Below are 23,342 nucleotides of genomic sequence, written 5' to 3' on the forward strand. Positions count from 1 at the left end.
TCGACGCGACCTCACGCACCATCTGCGCGCCCATGTTCTCGAAGCCTTCCTTCAGCTCGATCTCTTTGGCGACCGTCACCCCGTCCTTCGTGATCACGGGGGATCCGAATTTCTTGTCCAGTACCACGTTCCGGCCCCTCGGCCCCAGCGTGATCTTTACGGCGTCCGCCAGCTGATTCACGCCGCTCAGCAGAGCCTGGCGCGATTTCTCACCATGTACGATATCCTTAGCCATGAGTTCTCACTCCTTTTCTTTCGTCCTTGGGTTTCAATTCCTGTGATCCCTTGCTGCGGTTATTTCTCTTTTCTCAATACCGCCAGGATCTCTTCCTCGCGCATGATGACGTACTCTTCATCATCGATCTTGATTTCAGTCCCGGCATATTTGCCGAACAGAACGCGATCGCCCGCTTTGACATCCAGAGGAGACCGCTTGCCGTCATCCAGCATTTTCCCCGGTCCCACTGCGATCACCTCGCCTTCCATCGGCTTTTCCTTGGCCGTGTCAGGAATAATGATCCCTCCTTTAACCACTTCCTTCTCCTCAAAGCGCTTTAAGAGTACTCGATCGTGCAAAGGCCTTACTTTCATAGTGTTAGATCTCCTTTTCTATCAAGAGCCTCATGTTTCGGCACAACCCGTTTAGCACTCGACCGAAACGAGTGCTAATAATATAAGCAAAAAAGAAGAATTGTCAAACCGGTCGTGAGCACGCGGCGGGAGGCAAAACCGGTGTCGAAGCCGACGCACAGTTCAAGGATGAACGAATTGCTGTGCCCGGGGCACGAGATGGAAATAGACGGCCTCCGGGATATTGGTCTGCCAGACGCCGGCTGCTTTGGCAACGATGACAACACCGAGAAAGATGGCAGCGATGCCGGCGGCGAGCGCCCATGGCGGGAGGGTGCGCCGGCCGGGAAGCGACATCTCGAGCGCTCCCTGGGCCGGGCAGACAGCAACGCATTCCATGCACGCTGTGCACTCGGCCGACCTGACCGTGATTACTTTGTCGACGGCAAGGAGCGCCGGACAGGCCAGGGCGCACTTGGAGCAATCGATGCAGCGGTCCGGATTGCGGCGGATCCGGGTCGGGCTGAGCAATGATGCCAGCCCCATCAGGGCGCCGTAAGGGCAGAGGTATCGGCACCAGAAGTTCTTTATGAGCACAGAAAGCACGACCAGCGCCATCAGTGTGATGGCTGTGGTGGATCCCATATAGCGGAAAAAGTTCAGCATCTTCACATCGGAGACCTCGCCGTACGGGCTCTCGAGAAACGCCCGGATCGCGGAGGCCGACATCCCCGCCACTGCAATAACAAAAAGCCCTAACAGAATGTATTTCAGGCTGCGCAGCGGGAAGTCCACCCAACGCGGCAAGCGCCAGTTCATCTTCAGATATTTCCTGCCCAGTTTCCACAGGCCCTCGGAGAGGGTTCCGACCGGGCAGAGCCAGCCGCAAAAAGCCTTCCGGAAAAGGATGGAGATGATCAGGAATGCCAGCAGCAGCACCATGGCGGCCGGGTGCACGCGCGGGAAGGTCCAGGTCGCCAGGAAATACTTGAGATTCATCATGCCGCCGATCGGCAGCCAGCCATCCACTCCTGCCGGGCGCGTCACGCGCGCGGAAAGTCCCCCCGACTCAAAATAACGGGCGAAACGATAGAACTGGAAGCCTATGGCGGCATTCAGGAGAGCGAAAAGCGCCTGCACGGCAAAGCGCAGCGCCTGCGAGCGGTCCCCGGCAAGCCGACGCACCAGCTTTTTGCGTGGCACAGCCCGGAGCCGCGCCGGCAGGGGGACTTTCTGTTCGGCTTCATTCAGCGTGGGCACGGTCGCCATGAGTCTTCCTACCGGGCGGCATGGACTGGGGCGAAGATCTCCGCGCGCAGCTCCTTCATCGAGCCGTGCAGGCGTTCGTGAGTGCCGGCACCAATCTTTTCGGCCTCGAGTTTCTCGAACGCCTCCGCCAGTTCGGCCTGCTCTGCTTCCGAAAGGAGGCGCTCCGCCATCATAAACAGGATGTTGTTTTCCTTGTTGATGTGCGCGCGCAACAGGGCGGAGTATGCGCGCGCGGCTTCAGCCCAGATCCTGCACGCACCGGCATTTCCGGCTGTAAGTTCCTCCAGGGCCGCTGTCATCCGGCGCATGAGCGCCCTTCCCTGCTCGTGCTCGACGAGCATGACCCCGACCGGTCCGCCGTTGCGGGGCATCCCTTTGCGTTCGAGAAGTGGAAAGAGCAACTCCTCCTCTTTCCCATGATGGCATCGGTCGGCAAATACCTTGAAGAATTCAAGCAGGCCGGCGAGCGTGCCTGCAGACACGGGCTCGCCCAGTTCCGCGCGCCGGGCAGCCTCCTCGGTCGCCTCCAGCATGCTGAGGATAGCCTCATGTTCCGTGCGTAGTGTGGATGTTGCGGTTTTCATAAGCCAGATCTCCTTTCCGGTTCACAGTTCTTCAAGCCACAATATAAGATATGTGGACCTTAATGTCCATATCTATGTGAAAAAAACTTTCCTGCGAAAATGGGCGGACTCTTCAAGCGTGGATCCGCGCGGGAATGAAACCCTGGGTCCGCAAGGGCCTCTGCCCAATCTGAGTTCTCTATTGAGACGTCCACGAATCTGATTGTCAAATACAGCCAAAAATCGGGCGCCAACCGTATCCGGGGCCTCATGGGGAGCAGGCAGGTCCCGCGCAACTTCAAGGAAGTGGGAACCGGGCAATTTTAACGGTGTCTAAGCAACTTGGATTGGCAGGTCTTTGCTATTGACAACCTCGAGGAACTCGAGGCCCGGCCGAAACTTCGGCACATTTGGGGCATCATAAAAGGGGAATCAACTGGAAATGCAATTTTATCTCAGGGCGAGGGATCCCGTTGGCTCAGGCAATAAATGCATCTCTGCTCAAAACCTGGAAATATCTAGTTGATTTGGTTTTTTGAATTCCTTTAGAATGCGCGAGGTCGCTGATAACGAAGGGGGTATCATCCATGAAACGATACTTGAAGGGCGCGCTGCTAGCTCTCCTGGCAGGTGCAATCATGTTGTTCGCGGAACTCATCTGGGCTCAAACCACAGGCCAAGCCCAGAATCCGCCCCCGCAGAAAAAGGTTGTTGAACAGAAACAGGTTCAGCAGACAGACCAGGAGCCCACGGAAGAAGAGTTCAACGCATGGGAAGCAGCAAGAGACGAAAAGGATCCGGTCAAGCAGGCAGCAATGGTACTTGCTTTCATGGAGAAATACCCGAAATCACCACTAAAGGCCAACATCACGAATCTCTACGAGATGTTGTTGTACAACCTGCACCACGCCGGCGACTACAAGACCCTGGAACCACTGGCTGAGCAATGGCTCAAACTGAATCCGAACGATATGAAGACCCAGGCATACCTCATGGATGCCGCCGTGGCGCTCGGAAAGAGCCAGTTGGTTGTCGAGTACGGGGAAAAGCTTTACGCCCAGACTCCAAGCGCCGCCCTAGCTTTGCCGATCTACCAGGCTTACGTAAAACTGGGGAACAAAGAAAAAAAGACTGAATGGGCGCAGAAGCTGCTCCAGTATCCCGAATACTCCAATGATCTTCAAATCAGGGTACAGCTCATGGTTGAGTGTGCCGAGAAAAATGACCTTGCGAAAGCTGCCGAATATGCCCAACAAACCATCAAGGCACTCCCTGGTGCGCAGAAACCAGCCTCCATGTCGGAGGCGGAATGGAGCAAAGCCGTCCCCTCCGTCAAGAAGAGCTGCTATGACATTCTTGGTATGCATTACTATGGACAAAAGAAATATGCCGATGCCATGCAGGCGCTTGACAAAGCGCTCCAAATCGAAGATTACGATGCCGCCTACTATTACATTGGTCAAATCCAATGGACGCAAAACGATGTGGACAATGCCATCGATTCCTATGTCAGGGCATATCTGCTCCATGGCAAATTTGAAGTGCAGGCCAAGGCTCATGCAGAGGAACTCTACAAGTCACAACATGCCGGCACTCTGGTTGGTTTCGACAAAGTGATTAAAAGAAACCAAATTTATCTGGATAACAGGAAAAAACCGCAGTAGTGTCGCCTGACGAGGGGACGTTCCGAATTTCGCGTGTGAGCCCCGAGCTGCGAGTCTCGCGGAAATTCGGAACGTCCCCTTTTTTATTTGAGGATCCAATAAATCTCAAAACCAAATGGCAAGCGATCCTCATCGAGGGCGCGGTTACGGGCCTCGCTCCTCTCAGGCAGCTAGCGGCCGGGGCTTCTGTGCGTACGCAGATGCTGTTTGGCGGCATCCAGGCGTGAGATCGCCCTGAGCAGTGCCAGCTCGGCGCGGGCGAAATCCAGGTTGGGGTCCTTTGAACTGAGGCGTTTCTGCGCCCTTGATTTTGCCTGTTCGGCGCGGTTGAAGTCGATTTCTGAGGCCGCTTCAGCAGCCTGCGCGAGAAGCACCACACGATCCGGCAGGACTTCGGCAAATCCCCAGGAGCAGAAAAACAACTCCGACTGATCCCCGATCTGGTAACTGATGTTGCCGACGCCGAGCTCTGCCAGGAGCGGTGCGTGTCCGGGCAGGATTCCCAGATATCCCTGGCTGGATGGGATGCTGACCTGATCAACCAGCCCGTTGAAGAGCTGTTTCTCCGGCGTGACAATAACCAGACGGATTTTTTCGGGAAGGGCCATAGGAAACTCGGGAGTCAGGAGTCAGGAGTCAGAATGGAGACGGTGCGATTCCGCCTTCATTTCTCACTACTGATCCGGCGCTCCGCACTCCGGTCGAATATCTGTTAACTCAGCAGTCCTCCTGACTCCTGACTTTGGCTTCTCATGCAGCCGACAATTGCTTGGCTTTTTCCAGGACTTCTTCGATGCCGCCCACCATAAAGAATGCCTGTTCTGGAATGTGATCATAATCGCCGCGACAGATGCCGCGGAAGCTCTCGATGCACTCCTTGATCGACAGATACTTGCCCTTGATGCCCGTAAACTGTTCGGCGACGAAAAAGGGCTGGGAGAGGAACTTCTGAATCTTTCTGGCCCGGCTGACGGTAAGCTTGTCGTCCTCGCCCAGTTCGTCGATGCCCAGGATGGCAATGATGTCCTGCAGGTCTTTGTAGCGCTGCAGGATCCGTTTCACCTCGCGTGCCACTGTATAGTGATCATCCCCGATTATGCGCGGATCGAGAATGCGCGAAGTCGAAGCGAGAGGATCCACGGCAGGGTAGATGCCCAATTCCACGATCTTACGTTCCAGGTTCGTGGTCGCATCGAGGTGTGAGAAGGTCGTCGCGGGGGCGGGATCGGTATAGTCATCCGCAGGCACATAGATCGCCTGGATCGATGTAATGGAGCCGTTCCTCGTGGAGGTAATGCGCTCCTGGAGTTCGCCCATTTCCGTGGCCAGGTTCGGCTGGTAGCCCACCGCGGACGGCATGCGCCCAAGCAGAGCCGAGACCTCAGAACCTGCCTGGGTAAAACGGAAGATGTTGTCGATGAACAAGAGCACGTCCTGGTGTTCCTCGTCCCGGAAATACTCCGCAACCGTCAGCCCGGTAAGGCCGACGCGCAGCCGTGCTCCGGGTGGTTCCGTCATCTGCCCGTAAATGAGGGCGGCTTTGTCGATGACGCCGGATTCCTTCATCTCCAGCCACAGATCATTTCCCTCGCGCGTTCGCTCGCCCACCCCGGCAAACACGGAGAAGCCGCCATGGTGGGTCGCGATGCGGTTGATCAGTTCCATGATGATGACCGTCTTGCCGACGCCCGCACCGCCGAACAGGCCGATCTTGCCGCCGCGAACGTAAGGTTCGAGGAGGTCGATGACCTTGATGCCGGTCTCCAGCATCCGGGTCTCGGTGCTCTGCTCCTCGAAGGTGGGGGCGGGACGGTGGATGGGGTAGCGTTTGTCGGTCTGCATCGGGCCGAGCTGATCCACCGGCTCGCCGATGACGTTCATTACGCGGCCCAGCGCTCCGCGCCCTACCGGCACGGTGATGGGGGCGCCGATATCGATCGCCTCCATGCCGCGTACCATGCCGTCGGTGGGCTGCATGCTCACGCACCGTACCCGGCTCTCACCCAGATGTTGCTGGACTTCCGTGGTGACCCGGATGTGCCCGATCGGGTTATCCCCCTCGATAATGACGCAGTTGTAAATCGGCGGAAGATGTCTTTCCTCGAATTCGCAGTCTACGACGGGTCCGATGATCTGTACCACCTTGCCTTTGTTATCCATTCCTTCTCCTCGCGCTTGTGGCGCCCGCGTTCCTGTGGGCGGGATGCGTGTCGTTTCGTCGCGCGATCGAACCGGCCGGATCGGATCAGGATCCAGCGGTGGCCGCGCCGCTGACGACTTCAATCAACTCCTTGGTGATGCCGGCCTGGCGCACCTTGTTGGCATGCAGTGTCAGGCTGTCGATCATCTCGGAGGCGTTCTTGGTGGCCGCATCCATCGCGGTCATGCGTGCCCCCTGCTCCGAGGCAGCCGCTTCCAGCAGGGCGCGAAAAACCTGCGACTCCACGTGACGCGGCAGCAGGTTCTTGAAGATTTTCTCGGGAGGTTCATCGTACAGGTATTCCACGGGATGAGCCTCCTCCAGACCCTCGAGTTTCCTGATCGGCAGGAGAAGTTCCACCACCACGCGCTGCTGTACTACCGACTTGAATTCGTTGTATAGAAGCCAGACCTGGTCCTTTTTCTCCTGAACGAACTCCTCGATGATGTCCCGACCAATGGCGGCGGCATCGGCGAAGCTCGGCTTCTGGAGCACGTTGATCGCTTCGTGACGCACCGAATAGGGGCGGCGCCGGAAGAAATCCCGGCCGCGCCTGCCCAGGATGTTAAGATCCACGGCGGCATCGGAGCGTTCGACGATGAACTCGACTGCATGCTTGACGATGTTCGTGTTGTAGGCGCCGCAGAGCCCCTTGTCGGCTGTGATTACGACGAGCTCGATTCTGTTGCCCTCGCGGTGTGCGAGCAGGGGGTGTTTCTGCTCAGGCACTCGCGTCGCCAGGCTGTTGAGCACCGCCAGCATCTGCCGCGCATAGGGCCGCGCGGCGATCACGCGTTCCTGGGCCTTCCGCAGCCGGGCCGCGGAGACGAACTTCATCGCGCGCGTGATCTGCTGGATGTTCTTGGCGCTCCGGATGCGGCGCCGGATGTCCCGAATGTTGGCCATAGTCCCGTCCGACGCCTAGCCGGCAGCTTTCCTTTCTGCGGCGCCCCCTCGCTCGGCAACATATTTTTCCTTGAACTCCTTCAGGGCAGCCAGAAGTTGAGCGCGCAAATCCTCGTTCAGCACCTTCTCCTCGGCAACTTTCCGCACCAGTGCGCCTTTCACGGTCTCCATGAACTGGTACAGCTGCTTTTCGAAAGCCCGGATCTCGCCAACCTGCAGATCATCGACAAAACCCTGGGTGCCGGCAAAAATGATCATCACCTGGCGCACGACGTCGAGAGGCTGGTACTGATCCTGCTTCAGGATCTCCGTGAGGCGGTCGCCGCGCGCCAGCTGAGCCTGAGTGGCTTTATCCAGGTCCGAACCAAACTGGGCGAAGGCGGCCAGCTCGCGGTACTGCGCCAAGTCGAGTCGCAGCGTGCCCGCGACCTGCTTCATCGCTTTGATCTGGGCGTTGCCGCCGACGCGGCTCACGGAATTCCCGACATTGACAGCCGGCCGGATGCCGGCATGGAACAGATCCCCCTCCAGGAAGATCTGGCCGTCGGTGATCGAGATGACATTCGTCGGGATGTAGGCGGATATGTCTCCCGCCTGAGTCTCGATGACGGGGAGCGCCGTGAGCGAGCCGCCGAGGTTCTCCTCGTTCAGCTTCGCGGCGCGTTCGAGCAGCCTGGAGTGCAGATAGAAGACGTCGCCCGGATACGCCTCGCGCCCGGGGGGTCGGCGGAGCAACAGCGAGATCTCACGGTAGGCAGCCGCATGCTTGGACAGGTCGTCATAGATCACCAGCGCGTGCTTGCCCCGGTCGCGGAAGTATTCGCCCATGGCACAGCCGCAATAGGGCGCGATGTACTGCATGGTCGCAGGGTCGGATGCGGAAGCGGAGACCACGATTGTCCGGTCCATGACCTCGTAGTCTGTCAGGGTCTTCACCACCTGCGCGACCGTGGAGCGCTTCTGCCCGACAGCGACATAAATCGAGATCACATCGGTGTTTTTCTGATTGATGATAGTGTCGATGGCGATCGCGGTCTTGCCGGTCTGGCGATCCCCGATGATGAGTTCACGCTGGCCGCGCCCGATCGGGATCATGGCGTCGATCGCTTTGAGCCCGGTCTGCAAAGGCTCCTTGACCGGCTGGCGGTCGACGACACCGGGAGCCAGGCGCTCTATCGGCGCGAACGCATCGCTGATGATCGGACCTCGATCATCCAGCGGTTCTCCCAGAGCGTTCACCACCCTGCCGATGAGGCTTTCTCCGACGGGCACGCTCATGATGCGGTTGGTGCGCTGGACCGTGTCGCCTTCGCCGATCATGGTGTATTCGCCGAAGAGGACCGCACCCACGTTGTCCTCTTCCAGATTGAGCGCGATTCCCTTGACTCCATGGGGAAAATCCAGGAGCTCTCCGGCCATCACTTTTTCGAGGCCGTGGATGCGCGCGATGCCGTCCCCCACCGATATCACGGTGCCCACTTCGCTGACGACCACGCTGGACTCGTAGTCCTTGATTTGCTCGCGCAGAATCTTGGTTATCTCGTCGGCATTGATCTGCATGTCTGGTCCCTCATTGCCTTGGGGTGCGGCAGCAGGCTGCCGCCTGGTTTGTCATGGCTGGCAGCCCGGAGGTCGCCGTACCCCGAGGATTTCGTCGCATATTCGTTGCCATATTTTCTTGTTCACTCACGCGTCAGACGCCGCCGCATTTCCTCGAGCTGCGCCCGAATCGATCCGTCATAGACTGTGCTGCCGATCTGGACAATCAGTCCCGCCAGCAGGCCCGGATCCGTGTCTGCCGAAAGGGTCACCTGGTTTCCCGTCACCCGCATCAGGCTGTCGCGCAGGGCAGACAGCTCTTGCGCACCTAAAGGACCGGCCGAAGTCACACGTGCCGCGACGATTCCCTTCCGCTCGTTGACAGTCTTGACATAACAATCGCAAATCGCCGCGAAGTAGAGGATGCGGTGATGGTCGAGCAGGATGTGCAGGAAATTGCGTACCGTCTGACTCACGGGGTAACGCGCCAGCAGGCCGGAGAGCACCTTTCCCTTGGCCTCGTGCTGGACCGCCGGGCTGTCAAGGGCTTCCAACAGCGCCGGGACCTGCCGGAAGATCTCCCGATAGGTGTCGAGATCGCGCCGCACCTCCGCTTCCTCGCCGTTTGCCAGCGCCACATCCGCCAGGGCACGCGCATAGCGTGCAAAAACCGCTGAGGGTATCACTCGCGGCCTCCCACCCTGGCGACAAAGCGCGCGAACAGCCGTTTGCGATCATCTTCCGTCATTTCATCCTGGATCTTTTGCTGCGCCAGCTGAACAGAAAGCTCGGCAACATGCTCCTTCAGTTCGAGCTGGGCTGCGCGCGTCATGCCGTCGATTTCACGTCTTGCCCGCTCGACGACTTTCTCGGCATCCCGTTCCGTAACAGCGACCAGGCGCTGATACTCCTCCTGAGCCTCCCGCTCTGCGGCTTCTCTGATCGTCCTGAGTTCATCGTCGAGGGAGCTCATGGACGATTCTATCTGCGCCAGCCGCGCCTCGGCTTCCAGACGCGCCTTCCGGGCCTCTTCGAGCTGATCCCGAATGGCCTGCGACCGGCCGGCAAAGAAATTTGCCAAGGGCTTGCGCGCCACCCACACCAGAACGGCGATCACCAGCACCAGATTGGTCAGCTTGCCGAGCATGAGCCACCATTCGGATCGGCCTCCCTCGTTCTCCGCGGCCCAGGCGCCTCCGGGGATGGTGAGACACACCAACGCCCCGAGAAGCAAAGCCATCCGCAATCCACCTGACTGAAGTCTCATTGAGTTCTCGCTGATGCAGCTCCAGGGTGCCTGACTGCCGGACTCCCGGCGGCGCGGAAAGGAATCTCACGCCGACCGCTGCAGAATGGCCGAAGCGATGCGGCGCGCCATTTCCTGGGCTTCGTACTCCAGCCTCACTTTCGCCGCCAGCACCTGGCTTTGGATCGAATCACGAGCCTCCCGGATCAGTTGCTCGGCGTCGTTTCGGCCGCTTTCCAGCGTACTGCTTCGATAGAGCAAAGCCTCAGAACGTGCCTTCTCTATCAGCCGATACCCTTCCATGCGGGCGTTTTTGATAGTCGCTTGATACTGGTCGAACAACTGCAGGTGGTGATCAAGATCCCGTCGGGTCTGCGTCATCAGCCCGGTGGTTCTCTTTTCCCTCTCTGCCTGAACCCTGAGCACGGGGCGAAAAAGGAGATAATTGAGAGCCAGGATCGTGAGGACGAATATGATGATCGCCGGTACTATCGACCAATCTAAGCTGATCATAAGGGCAGCACGGGCTCAGGAATGCCGTTTCTTCGTCAGGACCTCAGCGCTCTCCAATACTAATGGAGTCACTTAGAAACTGCAGAAAGTATCATAGGGTCATACGATCGTCAAGGAGTTTCCCCCGACAGCCAGCGGTGATATATTGTCAGGGTGCTCAATCACTTAGCTCGCATTTTCCTGCTCGGCGGCATCATGGAAACGCTCTGGGTCTTGAGCTACAAATTGATCCCATTGCGCTCCCATAGCGGCCTCTTCGTCTCATTGATGCTGGCAATTTTCGGCGTCTGCATCTGGAGTTTCTTCCGTTGCCCTGTCAAAGGCCGCAGCGGCGTGATGTGCGTGCTGGGCTTTGCACTTCTATTCCGCCTGAGCGTGCTCCCTGCGGCACCGGGCGAGAGCGAAGATGTCTATCGATACTTGTGGGATGGAAGACTGGCTTCCCTCGGCATCGATCCTTACCGGTACCCGCCGGACGCCCCGGAACTGGAGCAATTCCGCGATCAGCGTATTTATCCGATGGTGAATTCCAAGCCCTACATAACGGTCTACCCGCCTCTGTCGCAGGCTCTGTTTCGCCTCTCGTATCAACTGTTCGGCGCTGCCGTCGTTCCCATGAAGGCGTTCTTCAGCCTGCTGGAGTTCGCTTCCTTGCTGCTGATGTGGAGGCTACTGGTCGCTTTTGAGGCCGGCCTGCAGCCGTTGCTGCTGATGGCGTGGAATCCATTTTTCATTTTTGAATTTTCGTACTCCGGCCATTCCGACAGCGGCATGATGTTTCTCATTCTGTTGTCGGTCTACCTGATCCACCGATCCGGAAGGTTCCGGGCAATGGCGAGCTTCGCGGGCGCGATCCTCGCCAAACTGCATCCTGCCCTCTGGCTGCCGTTGTTGGTGCGCCGGATCGGGTGGAAGGCAGGTGCGATCTGCCTCTCGTTTGCCGGCGCCGGAGTGCTCCTGTACCTGTCGCCGGGAAGATGGATCCCATATCTGCAATCGCTCAGGCTTTACTACCGGCTCTTCGAGTTTAACGCCGGTATTCACTATCTGCTTCGCCATCTGGGACACGTGTTTTATGGTCAGGCATGGGACAAGCTCACAGGGCCGTATCTCGCGGCTGTCCTTGTCTTGATCAGTGTATGGATTGCCTGGCGATTTCCAGTGCGCAACGCGCGCGACCTGTTGCACGCAGGGTTCTGGATCATGACTGCGGATCTGTGCCTCGCCACAACGGTTCATCCCTGGTATATCTCGTGGGCCGCGCTGGCACTACCATTTTTCCCTTACGCGTTCATGGTCTACTGGACAGGAGCCTGCTTCCTCTCCTATCTCGCATACGCATATCACCCGGTCTATGAGCCGGCCTGGGTATTGCTGGTCGAGTATGTGCCCATGTATGTATTGATGGTTTGCGAGATCTATCGAGGCGTCCCGTTGCTGCAGGCTGGGCGCGCGGGCAGCTCGCGATGAGCAGGCCGGCGCGGCTACACGAAACCTGAAACAACGACACCAGGTTCGAAAAGGCCTTTCGTGTCTTTTGTGTATCGCGGCTTCAATCAATCGTGCTGCGTTTTATGGATCAGATTGAGGAACTCCATCCTCGTCTCATGAAGCGTGCGGAAGGTCCCAAGCATCGAACTGGTGATGGCGCGACTGTTCTGCTTCTCGACGCCCCGCATCTGCATGCACATGTGCTGGGCTTCGATCACCACGGCAACCCCGTGGGGCATGAGCTTCTGGTTGATGGTCTCAGCGATTTGGGTCGTCAAACGCTCCTGAACCTGCAGCCGGCGGCTGAAGACCTCGACCAGGCGCACCATCTTGCTGATGCCGACAACCTTCTTGTTGGGCAGATAAGCGATGTGTACCTTGCCGAAGAAAGGAAGGAGATGATGCTCGCACAGACTGAAAAAATCAATGTCTGAAACGATGACCATCTCGTCATACTTGACATCGAACAAGGCGTTGTTCAGCACCTTATCCACATCCTGAGAATACCCACTGGTGAGAAAACGCAGGGCCTTGTCGACGCGGTCGGGTGTCCCTTTCAAGCCGTCACGTTCCGGATCTTCACCTATTTCAAGCAGGAGTTCACGAACAAGCTTCTTCATGGATCACTCGCTTGGCCTGATGCGCGGGCCGAAAAAACGGCTAATCCTAACCCATAGATAAATCACAACTTAATCAATGAGAGCCAACGCTTGAACGATAATGGTAGGCTTCCGGCACCCCGGTTGTCAAAGTCAAACCCGGAGTCAAAGATCCTCCGATACTTATTCCAGACCATAGGCTTGTCTTATGTCGACCTCTTCGGCTCCACACCCGCCGGCGTAGACTATTTACAGAATGCCACAAAATCACTAGACTTAATGATTATGTCCAAAACAAAATCCGGGCTCCAGCGTGTGGGCACAGCCTTTGTCGACGCAGCCCGAGCCATGTGGACTCATGAGGTTCCAAAGGACGCCGGGGCCATCTCCTATTTCAGTCTTTTCGTCCTGTTCCCCGCCATCCTCGTGCTGTTTCACATCACCTTTTTTATTCTCGGAATGTGGGAACTACACCTGCCTGTAGTGCAGAGGATCGTCGAACTCTTTCCGGGCTCAAAAGGCTTCCTGGAAAATAACCTGCTGGAGTTGATGGATCCATCCCCGCTCCTGTTTCTGGCGTGCTTTATCGTCGTGATCTGGGGATCCACCTGGATATTTACCTTCCTCGAAAATGCGTTGAATCGCGCCTGGGAAGTCCCCAGGCGCAGGACGTTCTGGGAAAGCCGGCTGCGCAACATAGCGCTCCTGGTACTGGGCGGCACGATGCTGCTGGCATCGGCAGGAATTACCCTGGTAGTGAACGCTCAGCATGCCCTGGCCGACAAGCGCGTACCTGCATTTGCCAAAGACCAGCTCATCAATACCATCTGGGCATGGATCATTCTGGCAGCCGGATTCGTGATGGCGATTGCGGTCTTCTTTTGCATCTACAAGTTGATGCCCGATCGCAAGGTTCTCTGGTTTGAAGCGCTTTCGGGGGCGATCGTCGCGACCTCGCTCTGGGAAGCCGACTGGAAAATATTCTCGAAGCTGGTGCCGACATTTGATTCTCAGAAAGTCTATGGAACGACGGGCTTCATCATCGCCCTGCTGACCTGGGTTTATACCTCGAGCCTAATCACCCTTTATGGCGCGAATTTCTCGGCCAAATTGCACCGGCCGGAACAGCAACTCAAAGGGGCGAGTCCGGAATCCGCCCCCGCGGACAACCGCCCGCGGGAGAGGAATGTCCGGAATTTCCCGCGTTCCAGGCGTTGATGCGCACGTGAAACTCTCCTCCTTTGATTACCCGCTCCCGGACCACCTGATTGCTCAACATCCGCTTCCGGAGCGCGATCGCTCACGACTGATGGTGGTGTGGCGAGAGACGGGAACAGTGGAACACCGGATTTTTCGCGATCTTCCTGAGATTCTAGGCCCCGACTATTTTCTGGTCATAAACACCACACGAGTCTTCCCCGCGCGACTGTGGGCGCAGCGGCCCGGCAGACAAGAGCGGATTGAGGTTCTGCTGGTGCGGGAAGAGGCGCCCGCCTCCTGGCTCGCCTTGGTGCGACCCGCGCGGAAAGTTAATCCCGGCCAGGAGTTGCGGATAGGCGACCTGGAGGCACGGGCTCGCGAGATCCGGGCCGATGGCAGCCGCCTCATTGATTTCACTCAGGTCGTGGATTTGTGGGAGAGCCTCGAAAGACTGGGCGAACCCCCGCTGCCGCCTTACATCCGGAGAGAAGCAGGAGAGGATCTCGCGCAGGACCGTGAGCGTTATCAGACAGTCTTTGCCAGGCAATCGGGATCGGTCGCAGCTCCGACGGCGGCACTGCACTTTACTCCCGAGGTGCTACGCCGTCTGACGGAGAGGGGAGTCCCGCTGTGCGAGATTCTGCTGCACGTGGGTTACGGAACATTCCAGCCGGTACGGTGCGAGGAAATCGAGGAGCACCGGCTGGAGCCTGAGTACTATGAGGTGACCGATGCCGCTGCGGCCGCCATCAGAAAACATCGGTCCGACGGCCGGCTCCTAGTCGCTACAGGCACTACCACAACCCGCGTGCTGGAGCATTTGGCGCGGCGCGAGAATTATCTCGAACGCGGGTCCTCCGGATTCTGTGACCTGTTCATCTATCCCGGGTTCCAGTTCCGCGCACTCGGCGGCCTACTCACGAATTTTCACCTGCCCCGCTCGAGCCTTTTCATGCTCGTATGTGCCTTCGCAGGACGAGAATTCATGCTCGACTGTTATCGCCAGGCAGTCGCGGCAGAATATCGGTTCTTCAGCTATGGCGATTGCATGCTCATCCTCTAGCCGGTGCGGCGGGATTCGCTCGCCGAGGTGCCTGGCTGGAAAGGGGAAAGGATGCAAAATATTGATTACAAATTGGTTATTGGCTTGCATTGACCTCAGCATTTTGGTGGTTGCTCGCCCGTGGCAGAGTTTCAACCCTTGTCTCCCGGCACCAGAAGGAGATTGAGGTAGCGCGGCAAGGGAGTTGCGGATAAAATCGAAGGTCAAGAAATGAAATATCTTGCCCGATATGGCGTAGTAGCAAGTGATGAGGCAAAGTGGGGACCCGCAGATGAAATGCAGCACCGTTCGGAGCTGGCTGTTCCGGCTGATGGATGATGAGCTTCCGCCGCAGGAGCGCGAGCAGCTTCACGCGCATCTGACCGGCTGCCTCTCATGCACCAGAGAATGGAAGCTGCTGACGCTCCCCCGGCGCATTGGCAGATCGATTCCGGCACTGGAACCCTCGCCTTTCTTTTATGCACGGCTGAAGGCTCGCCTGGAGAGGGAGGAGCAAGCCATCACCATCTGGCAGATCATACTGGGTCTGTCGAGGCAGATCGTTCCGGCCATGGCCACGGTCACACTGGTAATCATCTCTCTTTTTGCTTATCTCGAGTTTCGTGGTCCGAGAATGGATCTTTACCAGGCATATGACAGCATATTCATAGCGTCAGATCGCACCAGCCGGATGGTAATCGCAGAGGACATCACCGACGAGAGCGTGCTTCACGCTCTGGCGGAAAAACCATCGGGCCCCAGCCTCAGCGCACCCAAAAAGTAAACACGCCGAGGATTGCAAGCAATGAAATCAAAGACGAGCGCAGCTCTCCTGCTGGTGTCCATTTTTCTGCTGGGGGGCGTGGCGGGTGGCGTAACGCACTACATCTATCAGAACCATTTCGTCTCTTCCGCGCCTCAAAGGCCGCGGATGCCTAACCGGCATGACATCGTCGAAGAGATGGCGCAGAGCCTGAATCTTGACGCCCGCCAGAAGGAACAGCTGAGGGTCATTTGGCAGCAAAGCAGGGAACGGTTCAATGCCCTGTCCGTGCAATATCGACCCCAGTACGAAAAGCTACGCGCCGAAACGAACGAGGCGATCCGCGCAATCCTGCGTCCTGACCAGCGGCAGCATTTTGACGACACACTCGAAAAAATGGACAGCCGGCATCGGGATCATACGCACGACCCCACGCCCCCCCAACAGTCCAATCCCTCCAAGTAACGCGCACACGGCTTCGGACTCATAGGCCGCGCGGGAGAGCGGCCGAGAAACGCACGAAAACTCTTTTCGTGCGTTTCGTGAATTTCGTGGTGCCGTTGCCTGCGTTTGATGATTGCTGCTATTCAGATCCGGCAACCGCACGGGCCACGGTGAGGACCGAGACCCGCAGCGCACCTCCCGACAGCAGAGCCTCACTGGCACTTGCGACCGTTGAGCCGGTTGTCATGACGTCGTCGACCAGCAGCACTCGCTTCCCTTTGATCGCAGCCGGATGGGCGCAGCGGAAGGCCTGCTCGACGTTTTGGCTGCGTTCAGAATCGCTCAATCCGACCTGGGGCAGAGTGCTGCGCACCCGCAGCAAGGCGTCGTCGCAGAACGGCAGTCCGACGAGGCGGGCCAGCGACCGGCCCAGAAGAGCAGCCTGATTGTAACCGCGCTCCCGTCTGCGTTTGGGATGAAGGGGAATCGGCACGATAAGGTCGATCTCCTGCGGCGACCATGACTCCAGAAACGTCGATGCCAGCAGCGGCGCAAGCAGCTTTGCCAGGTTCCGGCGGCCGTCAAACTTGAGGGCCTGGATGACACGACTCAGTTCAGAACTGTAGCAGCCGAAGGCGCGGGCGCCCGAGTAGGGGGGCAGACGCAGGGTACATTTGCCGCACAAATGCGCCGGTTCGCTTCCAAAATTTCGATAAGGGAGTCCGCACAGGGGGCACGCTGCACCAGTTATGCGCAGCCGAAGAGCCTTTTCCCAACATATCGGGCAAATGCCGCAGTCCTGGGCACGGGAGATGGGGGTGGAGCAGACGAGGCACGATTCCGGGTAGAAAAGGTTGAGGACGCCGTCGGCAATGCGACGGATCGGGGAGGACGGGAGATCCCGGCTCGTCGGCAGAAGTAGTCTCGTATCGACCATGTGAAAAAGGGGACATTCCGACCTTCGAGAATCCCCGCACTATGCTGAGGGCGACAACTGGAGTAGCGGAATGCCCCCCTGGTAACGCAATCCAGATTCACTCCCTCAGCAGGCCTTTTTCCTGCAAGCCCTGACAACGGATGCAGAACAGAGCCCACGGCACCGCCTCCAACCGTTTCGGCAGAATCGGATCACCGCAGTGCACACAGGTCCCATACGACTTGTCCTCAATACGTTCCAGGGCCTCATTGATCTTCGCCAGCGTAGCCCGGTCGCCTGAGCTCTTGCCGAACATGAACTCTTTCGTGTAGGATTCGACGGCCATATCGGCAACATCCTGAATGGCTGGCTCTTTCTCGCGCCCGTAGCCTTCGGTGCGCATGACCATGTTAGTGAGCGAGAGTTTTTTCTGCACCAACTTCCCCCTGAAATGTTCCAACTTCTTTTCATCCATGAATCACCTTCTCCCGCTCGCCTGTTTATGATACGGAATATTCCGCAGGATGCTGAGCGCACGATAAATCTGTTCCAGCAGCAGCACCCGGGCCATCTCGTGGGTCCAGGTCATTTTCCCCAGGGACAACCTGAGGTGAGCCTGCTCCAGCAGAGCGCCGTCCACACCATCAGGCCCGCCGATGATGAAGGCGATTTCCTTGGTCCCACGGACCTGCGCCGCCTCAAGCCAGCGGGCAAATTCCGGGGAGCTGAACTGCGTTCCGCGCTCATCGAGCACAACCTTGCGGCAGTCAGGCGTGAGAGCACGGGCGAATTCCTCTCCTTCCGCAGCCAGAAGAGGAGCGCCTCTGAGGCTCCGTCGCTTGGAGAGGTCGGGCACCTCGACAGTTTCAATCGGAACCAGGTGGCTTAATCTCCCCAGGTAATCCGACACCAAAGACTTTATCGGCGCATTCTGCGTTTTGCCCACCCAACAGACCCTTATCCGCATAGGCCTCACGAGGCGCCGAATTTTACCGGAAGCCCCACGCTAATTCAACCGGTTGCCGAACCACGAGAGCGTGACATTCGTGGCATGGCTTTGGAGCACTAATCGAATTTTCAGGACCGGCGCCTTCGGGGCCGCCGGACCGGCACGACCTCCGGCTCACCCTGCTCGAGCAGCTTGGCAACGTCGATCGTCTTGGCGTCCCGCCACAAACGTTCGAGATCGTAATAGGCGCGGGCCTCTTTGGAGAAAATGTGGACCACCAGATCGAGATAGTCCATCAGAATCCATTCCGCGTTGCTGTAACCTTCCACGTGGGCAGGACGGTGCCCGTTGGCCGCCAGCTTCTCCTCCACTTCGTTGGCAATCGCCTGAATCTGGCGGGATGAATCGCCGGAGCAAAGCAAAAAACAGTCGGCAAACGTGGCCACGGCAGAGATGTCCAGAGCCACGATGTCGATCCCCTTCTTGTCGTCCACGGCCTTGATGGCAATCTTCAAAGCTTCGTTCATCATTCACCATAGAGATGAAGTTTAAGGATATATTCGTGTACGGAAGCCGGCACTAGGTGGCCGATGCTCTGCCCCAGGGAAGCCAGCTTGCGTATCTGCGAAGCGGCGATATCAGGCGCGCCGGCATCAACCAGAAAGATGCGGCACTCGGGAGTCGCCAACTCCGCGGCAACCCGGCGCCGCATGCTCCCGGAGTCGAGCCCCCTGCAATCAACCACGTGCGGAGCTGCAGCCTGCGGCAGAGCGGCTCGCAGGTCCGGCGCATTCACGCCGGGACGCATGACGAAAACAAAATTGTTCGACATCAGAAGAGTTTCGCTATTGTGCCATCCCGCCACATCCAGAAGCGAATCCCCCCCGGCCAGGAAATAGAGGTCCTTGCCGGACGTCCCAAACCGCCGCGCCAGCTTGGCCAGTGTTGATATCGAATACGGGCTGGCAGGCGGCTCGAGCTCAACCATGGAGGGGACGAGGTACTCGAGACCGGAGGTCGCCAGGGCCACCATCGCGTAGCGGTGCGTGAACGGGATCAAGTCCTGAGGCGGCTTGTGCGGCGGCACGGAAGCCACGGCAAAGAGGACCTGGGAAAGTCCGAAGATCTCACGGCTGAGCTGTGCAAGGTGAAGGTGTCCCAGATGCACGGGATTGAAGCTTCCGCCCAGGACGCCGATCCTGTTTGCCGTCAAATCGAACCTCCTCTCCGTCCGCGCCGGACCGGCTTGCGGGATTATACGCCGGCGGCGGAAGCCAACAGACTGTCCAAGAGCCGGATCAACTCCGGAATACCCTCCCCGGTGACGGAAGAAATGCGCTGAAAGGGTATCCGGCGTCGTGTGCACATCGACCGCAGCCGTGTAAGCTTGCGCGCATCGGCCAGCGCATCCGCCTTCGACGCCACCACCACCTGTTTGCGTGCCGCCAGTTCTTCGTTGAAAAGCATCAACTCGCGCATGATGGTCTTGTAATCCGTGACCGGATCCCGCTCGGGCTGACTGACATCAACAAGGTGCACCAGAATCTTGGTGCGCTCCACGTGCTTCAGAAACTGGTCACCCAAGCCGTGCCCTTCGTGCGCCCCTTCGATAAGTCCCGGTATGTCCGCAACCACAAAGGTGTGAAAATCGTCGAGGGCTACCACTCCGAGATGGGGCACCAGGGTGGTAAAGGGATAATCGGCGATCTTGGGCCGCGCTGAGCTGATGCGCGAAATCAGTGTCGATTTCCCGACGTTGGGGAATCCTACCAGGCCGACATCGGCGATGAGCTTCAGATTGAGCGCCAGCTCCTGCACCTCGCCCGGACGCCCCGGATCCGCACGGCGCGGGGCTTGATGGGTCGGGGTGGCGAACTGCGCATTGCCCCTGCCGCCTTTGCCTCCTTCGGCGACCCGTAACCGTTCGCCGGGCCTGGCGAAGTCCTTGAGCAGAATATGCTCGGGTTCCTTGAAGAGCTGCGTCCCTGGAGGCACCAGAATGGTAATGTCCTCACCGTCCCTGCCGTGGCGGCGGGAGCCCTCCCCATGCCGGCCCCGCCCGGCCCTGAATACCCTCTTATACTGGAAATGCAGGAGCGTATTGACGCGCTCGGAGCATTCGAAATAAACGTCTCCCCCCTTGCCTCCGTCGCCGCCGCTCGGCCCGCCGCGCGGCACGAACTTTTCGCGCCGGAAGGCCATGCAGCCGTTGCCGCCGTTACCGGCATATACGGTAATCTTGGCGCGATCGATAAACATCATGAAACCTGGTGCTTGTTCGTCCGGGTCCCAGACGACATAGAAACAAAAAGGACCCCACTGGGGGGTCCTGTTTTAATAATCACTTGTTACCGCGAGATCCTGGTGGTTATGACTCCGCCTCGATATGGACAAAACGACCCAAACGTCCCCGGTTCTGGAACCTGACAATTCCCGAAATCTTAGCGTACAGGGTATCATCACGGCCGATCCCGACATTGAGCCCCGGTTTCAATTTCGACCCTCGCTGCCGCACGATGATGGTCCCGCCGCTCACCGATTGACCTGCAAAACGCTTCACTCCCAGCCGTGGGGACTGGCTGTCACGACCGTTTCTGGAACTACCCACGCCCTTCTTGTGTGCCATGCTACCCTCTGCCGATTACGCCGTTTTCGCTGCGACGCTGATTTTGTCGATGTGCACCTTCGCAAACGGTTGCCGGTGCCCGCGGGTGCGGCGATATTGCTTCTTCGCCTTGTATTTGAAAACCAGGACTTTGTCCTCCAGCCCCTCTCCCTCGACCGTGCCGGTGACGGTCGCTCCTGCCACCAGTGGTTGACCGATTAGAGTCTGCTCGCCGGTGTTCACCAGCAGCACATCTTTGAACTCCACGGAGCCCGATTCAACCTCGAGCTTCTCCAGGCGAACCACCTCACCCTCAGCAACCCGATACTGCTTGCCGCCACTTCTGATGACTGCGTACACGGTCCCGACCTCCTGTGACAAAACATATACTATACGTCGAGCCTGAGTCAAAATACAACACAAACCGGTAAGGCTCAAGGGGGCAAAAGGCAGCCTCGAAGCATGCCAATCGGGTTTGGATGAGCGCATTATCGCCTTTCGGCGATTCTGCCTTCTATTCGTGCTCTCCGAACACCAGCCATTATAGCCTTGCGCCGCGGGCAGGAATCTCGGATGTTCCGCGGTCTCTGCGATCTCAGGAGCTCTGCGCTGAGATTATTGGGGTGCGGCAATGCCCGCACTGTCATTCGTGCCCGGCCCTTATGCCAATCGCTAAAGTGTGGGGCTCTGCGTTATGTGGCTTGTCTTCGTCGTTCTGGCCGCAACACTTTTGAACCCGGCCGGCAGCAGAGGAAGCTCGACGATGAAATCGGCTCCCTGGTCGGGTTCGCTGGATACCTGAACCTGCCCGTTGTGGGCCTCAACCACCCATTTGACTAACGCCAGACCCAGTCCTGAACCGCCGCTGTTGCGGTTGCGCGCCGGATCAGTCCGGAACAGGCGATCAAAAATGTACGGCAGATCCTGCTTGGCTATACCGATGCCGTCGTCGCGAATACTGATATGCACCTTGGCCTTGTCGCTGGTCATGGAGACGAGAATTCTCCCCCCGTCCCTGGAGTACTTGATGGCATTGTCGAGCAGGTTGAGCACGGCGCGGCGCATCCACAGGTCATCCGCCTCCACCATGGCATCCGGAAGATCCTGAACATCGATCTTGATGTTGCGCTCCATGGCCAGCAGCTGCATCTGGTCCGCCAGGTCGCCGATCAGGGGTTTCAGATTGACAGGTCTTTTCTCCAGTACCTGTGCGCCTGCCTCGGCTTCCGAGAGCGTCAGAATATCGTTTACGATCCGGGTCAGGCGCCCGAGCTCCTCCAGATTGCTGATCAGGACGGAGCGGATGTCCTCCGTAATTGATCCCGACCTCAGCGCGATTTCGCTCTCACCCTGCAGAATCGCCAGGGGCGTACGCAGCTCGTGCGCGACGTTGGCATTGAACTTGCGCATCTGCTCGAACGACTGGCTCAGGCGCGCCACCATCGAGTTGAACGACTGCACCAGCCTCTGAACCTCCTCCTCCTTGCGCGCGTTCACGATCTGGGTGTTCAATTTCTCCAAGGTGATCTGCTCTGCCGTCTTCGCCACCTCCTCAAAAGGTTTGAGTGCGTGCACGGCAAGAAACCAGCCGACCCCGCCGGCAACGATAAGGACGAGAGGCACCGACCACAAATAGATCCGCATGTACTCGTCCAGCAGTTCGGTCAGTTGATCCAGCGGTCTTCCGAGGTGCAGGACCACGGTCTGCCCGTTTTCCGAAGGCATGATCTTGTTGATGAAACGGAAGCGCCGGCCATCGTTACCTGCGGCGTCGCTGAAGCCGGATTGGCAGTGCAGGACGTGTTCGAGGTCCTTCCCCGTCAACATGGTTTTGATGTACCAGCCGTAGATCTCCTCACGCAGCACGTGTCCGCTGAGATCCGTCAGGACAAAGAAGGGACGGATCGTGTCCAGCGCCAGCACGTCGGCCGGAGCCACGCTTGTCTTCCAGTCAAACCCATCGGGCGTGGCGCGGATGTTTTTGGCAAAGAAGTCCGCCTGGTGCCCCATGCTCCGTTCGAAACTGCGCTCGGCGCGATAGGCGAAGGTCTGGTAGCGCACGTACCCGAAGAGTACAAAAAAGATGGAGATGAAGAGGCCGTTCGTCAAGCTGAGCTTGAAACGAAGAGTCCTTACATTCACGATGCAGAGCTCCGGAGGGTGTAGCCGACACCACGAACGGTCTGGATGAGTTGCTGGTCGAAGCCGCGGTCCACCTTGTTGCGCAGGTAATTAATGTAGACGTCTACGACGTTGGTGAAGTTGTCGAAGCTGGAATCCCAGACATTTTCCACAATCATGTTGCGGGTCACGATCTCGTCTTTGTTGCGCAGCAGATACTCCAGAAGGGCAAACTCCTTGTTGGAGAGATCGATGGTCTTGCCCGCTCGCGTGACCTTGCGTTTGAGGGGATCGAGCACGAGGTCTGCGGCGCGCAGTTCCGCGGTTCCCAAAGTGATGCCGCGCCGGAGCTGCACTTGGATGCGCGCAAGCAACTCGGCGAAGGAGAAAGGCTTGACCAGGTAATCGTCACAGCCCAGGTTGAGACCCTGGACACGATCTTCCACTGCCGTCTTCGCAGTGACGGCCAGAATCGGGAGCGTGGGTTTGCGTTTGCGGAGCAGCGGGATCAGCTCCCACCCGGTGATCTTCGGCAGCATGAGATCAAGAAGGACGAGATCATAGTCAATTGCACGGAACTTGTCGAAGCCCTCTTCGCCGTCGGCTGCCACGTCCACTTCGTAACCGGATTGCTCCAGCCCTTTTTTCACAAAATTGGCAACCTTACTTTCATCCTCGATAACGAGAATTCTCATAAATCAAACCTCATTGTTGGCAGCCGCTCATACGGCCGAACCCTCCA

The 23,342-nt window shown here is 58.2% G+C and carries 28 protein-coding genes; 6 read left to right on the forward strand and 22 right to left on the reverse strand.

Features of this window, described 5'->3' with window-relative positions; genetic code table 11:
• From groEL to LAP85_17485, 4 genes are all read right to left on the reverse strand, one after another.
• Positions 1-235: chaperonin GroEL (gene groEL, locus LAP85_17470; GenBank protein MBZ5498193.1), on the reverse strand; the 235-nt coding region annotated here is incomplete at its 3' end.
• A gap of 59 nt (positions 236-294) precedes the next feature.
• Positions 295-591: a co-chaperone GroES gene (gene groES, locus LAP85_17475; protein MBZ5498194.1), complete on the reverse strand. Its 297-nt coding sequence runs from the start codon at positions 589-591 to the stop codon at positions 295-297.
• Positions 592-753: 162 nt separating this feature from the next.
• Positions 754-1,839 (reverse strand): 4Fe-4S binding protein, encoded by a 1,086-nt coding sequence (locus LAP85_17480; protein MBZ5498195.1) that lies wholly within the window; start codon positions 1,837-1,839, stop codon positions 754-756.
• 8 nt (positions 1,840-1,847) lie between these two features.
• On the reverse strand, positions 1,848-2,423 hold the full coding sequence (locus tag LAP85_17485) for a hemerythrin domain-containing protein (GenBank protein MBZ5498196.1): 576 nt from the start codon (positions 2,421-2,423) through the stop codon (positions 1,848-1,850).
• Positions 2,424-2,989: 566 nt separating this feature from the next.
• Here LAP85_17485 and LAP85_17490 point away from each other — a divergent pair.
• A complete protein-coding gene (locus LAP85_17490) occupies positions 2,990-4,066 on the forward strand; it encodes a hypothetical protein (GenBank protein MBZ5498197.1) in 1,077 nt (358 codons plus the stop codon).
• A 170-nt stretch (positions 4,067-4,236) separates the two neighbouring features.
• Here LAP85_17490 and LAP85_17495 read toward each other — a convergent pair whose 3' ends face one another.
• The 7 genes from LAP85_17495 to LAP85_17525 form a co-directional block, all read right to left on the reverse strand.
• Positions 4,237-4,674 (reverse strand): F0F1 ATP synthase subunit epsilon, encoded by a 438-nt coding sequence (locus LAP85_17495; GenBank protein ID MBZ5498198.1) that lies wholly within the window; start codon positions 4,672-4,674, stop codon positions 4,237-4,239.
• Between the two features lie 142 nt (positions 4,675-4,816).
• Complete coding sequence (atpD, locus tag LAP85_17500; GenBank protein ID MBZ5498199.1) at positions 4,817-6,226, reverse strand: F0F1 ATP synthase subunit beta; 1,410 nt, start codon at positions 6,224-6,226, stop codon at positions 4,817-4,819.
• Positions 6,227-6,311: 85 nt separating this feature from the next.
• Positions 6,312-7,172 carry an ATP synthase F1 subunit gamma gene (gene atpG, locus LAP85_17505; GenBank protein ID MBZ5498200.1) on the reverse strand — a complete coding sequence of 287 codons (861 nt, stop codon included), beginning with the start codon at positions 7,170-7,172 and terminating at the stop codon, positions 6,312-6,314.
• Between the two features lie 15 nt (positions 7,173-7,187).
• Complete coding sequence (atpA, locus tag LAP85_17510; protein ID MBZ5498201.1) at positions 7,188-8,732, reverse strand: F0F1 ATP synthase subunit alpha; 1,545 nt, start codon at positions 8,730-8,732, stop codon at positions 7,188-7,190.
• 122 nt (positions 8,733-8,854) lie between these two features.
• Positions 8,855-9,397: an ATP synthase F1 subunit delta gene (gene atpH / locus LAP85_17515; protein ID MBZ5498202.1), complete on the reverse strand. Its 543-nt coding sequence runs from the start codon at positions 9,395-9,397 to the stop codon at positions 8,855-8,857.
• Positions 9,394-9,951 (reverse strand): ATP synthase F0 subunit B, encoded by a 558-nt coding sequence (locus LAP85_17520; protein ID MBZ5498203.1) that lies wholly within the window; start codon positions 9,949-9,951, stop codon positions 9,394-9,396. Before LAP85_17520 ends, atpH begins: the two co-directional genes overlap by 4 nt.
• Before the next feature lie 93 nt (positions 9,952-10,044).
• A complete protein-coding gene (locus LAP85_17525; protein ID MBZ5498204.1) occupies positions 10,045-10,470 on the reverse strand; it encodes an ATP synthase F0 subunit B in 426 nt (141 codons plus the stop codon).
• 195 nt (positions 10,471-10,665) lie between these two features.
• On the opposite strand from LAP85_17525, the gene LAP85_17530 reads away from it, so the two are divergent.
• Positions 10,666-11,940 carry a hypothetical protein gene (locus tag LAP85_17530; protein ID MBZ5498205.1) on the forward strand — a complete coding sequence of 425 codons (1,275 nt, stop codon included), beginning with the start codon at positions 10,666-10,668 and terminating at the stop codon, positions 11,938-11,940.
• An 86-nt stretch (positions 11,941-12,026) separates the two neighbouring features.
• Here the strand turns inward: LAP85_17530 and folE are convergent, their stop codons facing one another.
• Positions 12,027-12,581, reverse strand: coding sequence for a GTP cyclohydrolase I FolE (gene folE / locus LAP85_17535; protein MBZ5498206.1), 555 nt, complete (start codon positions 12,579-12,581; stop codon positions 12,027-12,029).
• Between the two features lie 264 nt (positions 12,582-12,845).
• Between folE and LAP85_17540 the strand changes: the two genes are divergently transcribed.
• From LAP85_17540 to LAP85_17555, 4 genes are all read left to right on the forward strand, one after another.
• Positions 12,846-13,778 carry a YihY/virulence factor BrkB family protein gene (locus LAP85_17540; GenBank protein MBZ5498207.1) on the forward strand — a complete coding sequence of 311 codons (933 nt, stop codon included), beginning with the start codon at positions 12,846-12,848 and terminating at the stop codon, positions 13,776-13,778.
• A 7-nt stretch (positions 13,779-13,785) separates the two neighbouring features.
• On the forward strand, positions 13,786-14,823 hold the full coding sequence (gene queA / locus LAP85_17545; protein ID MBZ5498208.1) for a tRNA preQ1(34) S-adenosylmethionine ribosyltransferase-isomerase QueA: 1,038 nt from the start codon (positions 13,786-13,788) through the stop codon (positions 14,821-14,823).
• Positions 14,824-15,094: 271 nt separating this feature from the next.
• Positions 15,095-15,586 carry a zf-HC2 domain-containing protein gene (locus LAP85_17550; protein MBZ5498209.1) on the forward strand — a complete coding sequence of 164 codons (492 nt, stop codon included), beginning with the start codon at positions 15,095-15,097 and terminating at the stop codon, positions 15,584-15,586.
• A 21-nt stretch (positions 15,587-15,607) separates the two neighbouring features.
• On the forward strand, positions 15,608-16,030 hold the full coding sequence (locus tag LAP85_17555; GenBank protein ID MBZ5498210.1) for a periplasmic heavy metal sensor: 423 nt from the start codon (positions 15,608-15,610) through the stop codon (positions 16,028-16,030).
• Positions 16,031-16,148: 118 nt separating this feature from the next.
• Here the strand turns inward: LAP85_17555 and LAP85_17560 are convergent, their stop codons facing one another.
• From LAP85_17560 to LAP85_17605, 10 genes are all read right to left on the reverse strand, one after another.
• Positions 16,149-16,946, reverse strand: a complete 798-nt coding sequence (locus tag LAP85_17560) for a ComF family protein (GenBank protein ID MBZ5498211.1) — start codon at positions 16,944-16,946, stop codon at positions 16,149-16,151.
• A 97-nt stretch (positions 16,947-17,043) separates the two neighbouring features.
• Complete coding sequence (locus LAP85_17565; protein MBZ5498212.1) at positions 17,044-17,400, reverse strand: TraR/DksA C4-type zinc finger protein; 357 nt, start codon at positions 17,398-17,400, stop codon at positions 17,044-17,046.
• A 3-nt stretch (positions 17,401-17,403) separates the two neighbouring features.
• A complete protein-coding gene (locus LAP85_17570) occupies positions 17,404-17,871 on the reverse strand; it encodes a 23S rRNA (pseudouridine(1915)-N(3))-methyltransferase RlmH (GenBank protein MBZ5498213.1) in 468 nt (155 codons plus the stop codon).
• A gap of 131 nt (positions 17,872-18,002) precedes the next feature.
• A complete protein-coding gene (gene rsfS, locus LAP85_17575; GenBank protein ID MBZ5498214.1) occupies positions 18,003-18,401 on the reverse strand; it encodes a ribosome silencing factor in 399 nt (132 codons plus the stop codon).
• Positions 18,401-19,087 carry a nicotinate (nicotinamide) nucleotide adenylyltransferase gene (gene nadD, locus LAP85_17580; protein ID MBZ5498215.1) on the reverse strand — a complete coding sequence of 229 codons (687 nt, stop codon included), beginning with the start codon at positions 19,085-19,087 and terminating at the stop codon, positions 18,401-18,403. Before nadD ends, rsfS begins: the two co-directional genes overlap by 1 nt.
• Before the next feature lie 41 nt (positions 19,088-19,128).
• Positions 19,129-20,133, reverse strand: a complete 1,005-nt coding sequence (gene obgE / locus LAP85_17585; protein MBZ5498216.1) for a GTPase ObgE — start codon at positions 20,131-20,133, stop codon at positions 19,129-19,131.
• Between the two features lie 109 nt (positions 20,134-20,242).
• Positions 20,243-20,500 (reverse strand): 50S ribosomal protein L27, encoded by a 258-nt coding sequence (rpmA, locus tag LAP85_17590; protein MBZ5498217.1) that lies wholly within the window; start codon positions 20,498-20,500, stop codon positions 20,243-20,245.
• A 15-nt stretch (positions 20,501-20,515) separates the two neighbouring features.
• Positions 20,516-20,839 carry a 50S ribosomal protein L21 gene (gene rplU, locus LAP85_17595; GenBank protein MBZ5498218.1) on the reverse strand — a complete coding sequence of 108 codons (324 nt, stop codon included), beginning with the start codon at positions 20,837-20,839 and terminating at the stop codon, positions 20,516-20,518.
• Positions 20,840-21,151: 312 nt separating this feature from the next.
• The gene (locus tag LAP85_17600) at positions 21,152-22,621 is read right to left on the reverse strand and encodes a hypothetical protein (GenBank protein ID MBZ5498219.1); all 1,470 of its coding nucleotides are present in this window, start codon (positions 22,619-22,621) and stop codon (positions 21,152-21,154) included.
• Positions 22,618-23,295, reverse strand: a complete 678-nt coding sequence (locus LAP85_17605) for a response regulator transcription factor (protein MBZ5498220.1) — start codon at positions 23,293-23,295, stop codon at positions 22,618-22,620. The genes LAP85_17600 and LAP85_17605 overlap by 4 nt, the downstream gene beginning before the upstream one ends.
• Positions 23,296-23,342 lie beyond the last annotated feature (47 nt).

The organism is Terriglobia bacterium, assembly GCA_020072565.1.
Classification (GTDB): Bacteria; Acidobacteriota; UBA6911; order UBA6911; family UBA6911; genus JAFNAG01.

Excerpts from the sequence above, each read along its gene's own strand:
- LAP85_17560 (MBZ5498211.1), bottom strand. The coding sequence starts at position 16,946 with ATGGTCGATACGAGACTACTTCTGCCGACGAGCCGGGATCTCCCGTCC.
- LAP85_17485 (MBZ5498196.1), bottom strand. The coding sequence starts at position 2,423 with ATGAAAACCGCAACATCCACACTACGCACGGAACATGAGGCTATCCTC.
- atpA (MBZ5498201.1), bottom strand. The coding sequence starts at position 8,732 with ATGCAGATCAATGCCGACGAGATAACCAAGATTCTGCGCGAGCAAATC.
- LAP85_17525 (MBZ5498204.1), bottom strand. The coding sequence starts at position 10,470 with ATGATCAGCTTAGATTGGTCGATAGTACCGGCGATCATCATATTCGTC.
- LAP85_17530 (MBZ5498205.1), top strand. The coding sequence starts at position 10,666 with ATGGAAACGCTCTGGGTCTTGAGCTACAAATTGATCCCATTGCGCTCC.
- atpG (MBZ5498200.1), bottom strand. The coding sequence starts at position 7,172 with ATGGCCAACATTCGGGACATCCGGCGCCGCATCCGGAGCGCCAAGAAC.
- LAP85_17495 (MBZ5498198.1), bottom strand. The coding sequence starts at position 4,674 with ATGGCCCTTCCCGAAAAAATCCGTCTGGTTATTGTCACGCCGGAGAAA.
- LAP85_17520 (MBZ5498203.1), bottom strand. The coding sequence starts at position 9,951 with ATGGCTTTGCTTCTCGGGGCGTTGGTGTGTCTCACCATCCCCGGAGGC.
- obgE (MBZ5498216.1), bottom strand. The coding sequence starts at position 20,133 with ATGTTTATCGATCGCGCCAAGATTACCGTATATGCCGGTAACGGCGGC.
- rpmA (MBZ5498217.1), bottom strand. The coding sequence starts at position 20,500 with ATGGCACACAAGAAGGGCGTGGGTAGTTCCAGAAACGGTCGTGACAGC.
- LAP85_17480 (MBZ5498195.1), bottom strand. The coding sequence starts at position 1,839 with ATGGCGACCGTGCCCACGCTGAATGAAGCCGAACAGAAAGTCCCCCTG.
- LAP85_17490 (MBZ5498197.1), top strand. The coding sequence starts at position 2,990 with ATGAAACGATACTTGAAGGGCGCGCTGCTAGCTCTCCTGGCAGGTGCA.
- atpD (MBZ5498199.1), bottom strand. The coding sequence starts at position 6,226 with ATGGATAACAAAGGCAAGGTGGTACAGATCATCGGACCCGTCGTAGAC.
- LAP85_17550 (MBZ5498209.1), top strand. The coding sequence starts at position 15,095 with ATGAAATGCAGCACCGTTCGGAGCTGGCTGTTCCGGCTGATGGATGAT.
- folE (MBZ5498206.1), bottom strand. The coding sequence starts at position 12,581 with ATGAAGAAGCTTGTTCGTGAACTCCTGCTTGAAATAGGTGAAGATCCG.
- LAP85_17540 (MBZ5498207.1), top strand. The coding sequence starts at position 12,846 with ATGTCCAAAACAAAATCCGGGCTCCAGCGTGTGGGCACAGCCTTTGTC.
- LAP85_17605 (MBZ5498220.1), bottom strand. The coding sequence starts at position 23,295 with ATGAGAATTCTCGTTATCGAGGATGAAAGTAAGGTTGCCAATTTTGTG.
- LAP85_17555 (MBZ5498210.1), top strand. The coding sequence starts at position 15,608 with ATGAAATCAAAGACGAGCGCAGCTCTCCTGCTGGTGTCCATTTTTCTG.
- groES (MBZ5498194.1), bottom strand. The coding sequence starts at position 591 with ATGAAAGTAAGGCCTTTGCACGATCGAGTACTCTTAAAGCGCTTTGAG.
- rsfS (MBZ5498214.1), bottom strand. The coding sequence starts at position 18,401 with ATGAACGAAGCTTTGAAGATTGCCATCAAGGCCGTGGACGACAAGAAG.
- LAP85_17565 (MBZ5498212.1), bottom strand. The coding sequence starts at position 17,400 with ATGGATGAAAAGAAGTTGGAACATTTCAGGGGGAAGTTGGTGCAGAAA.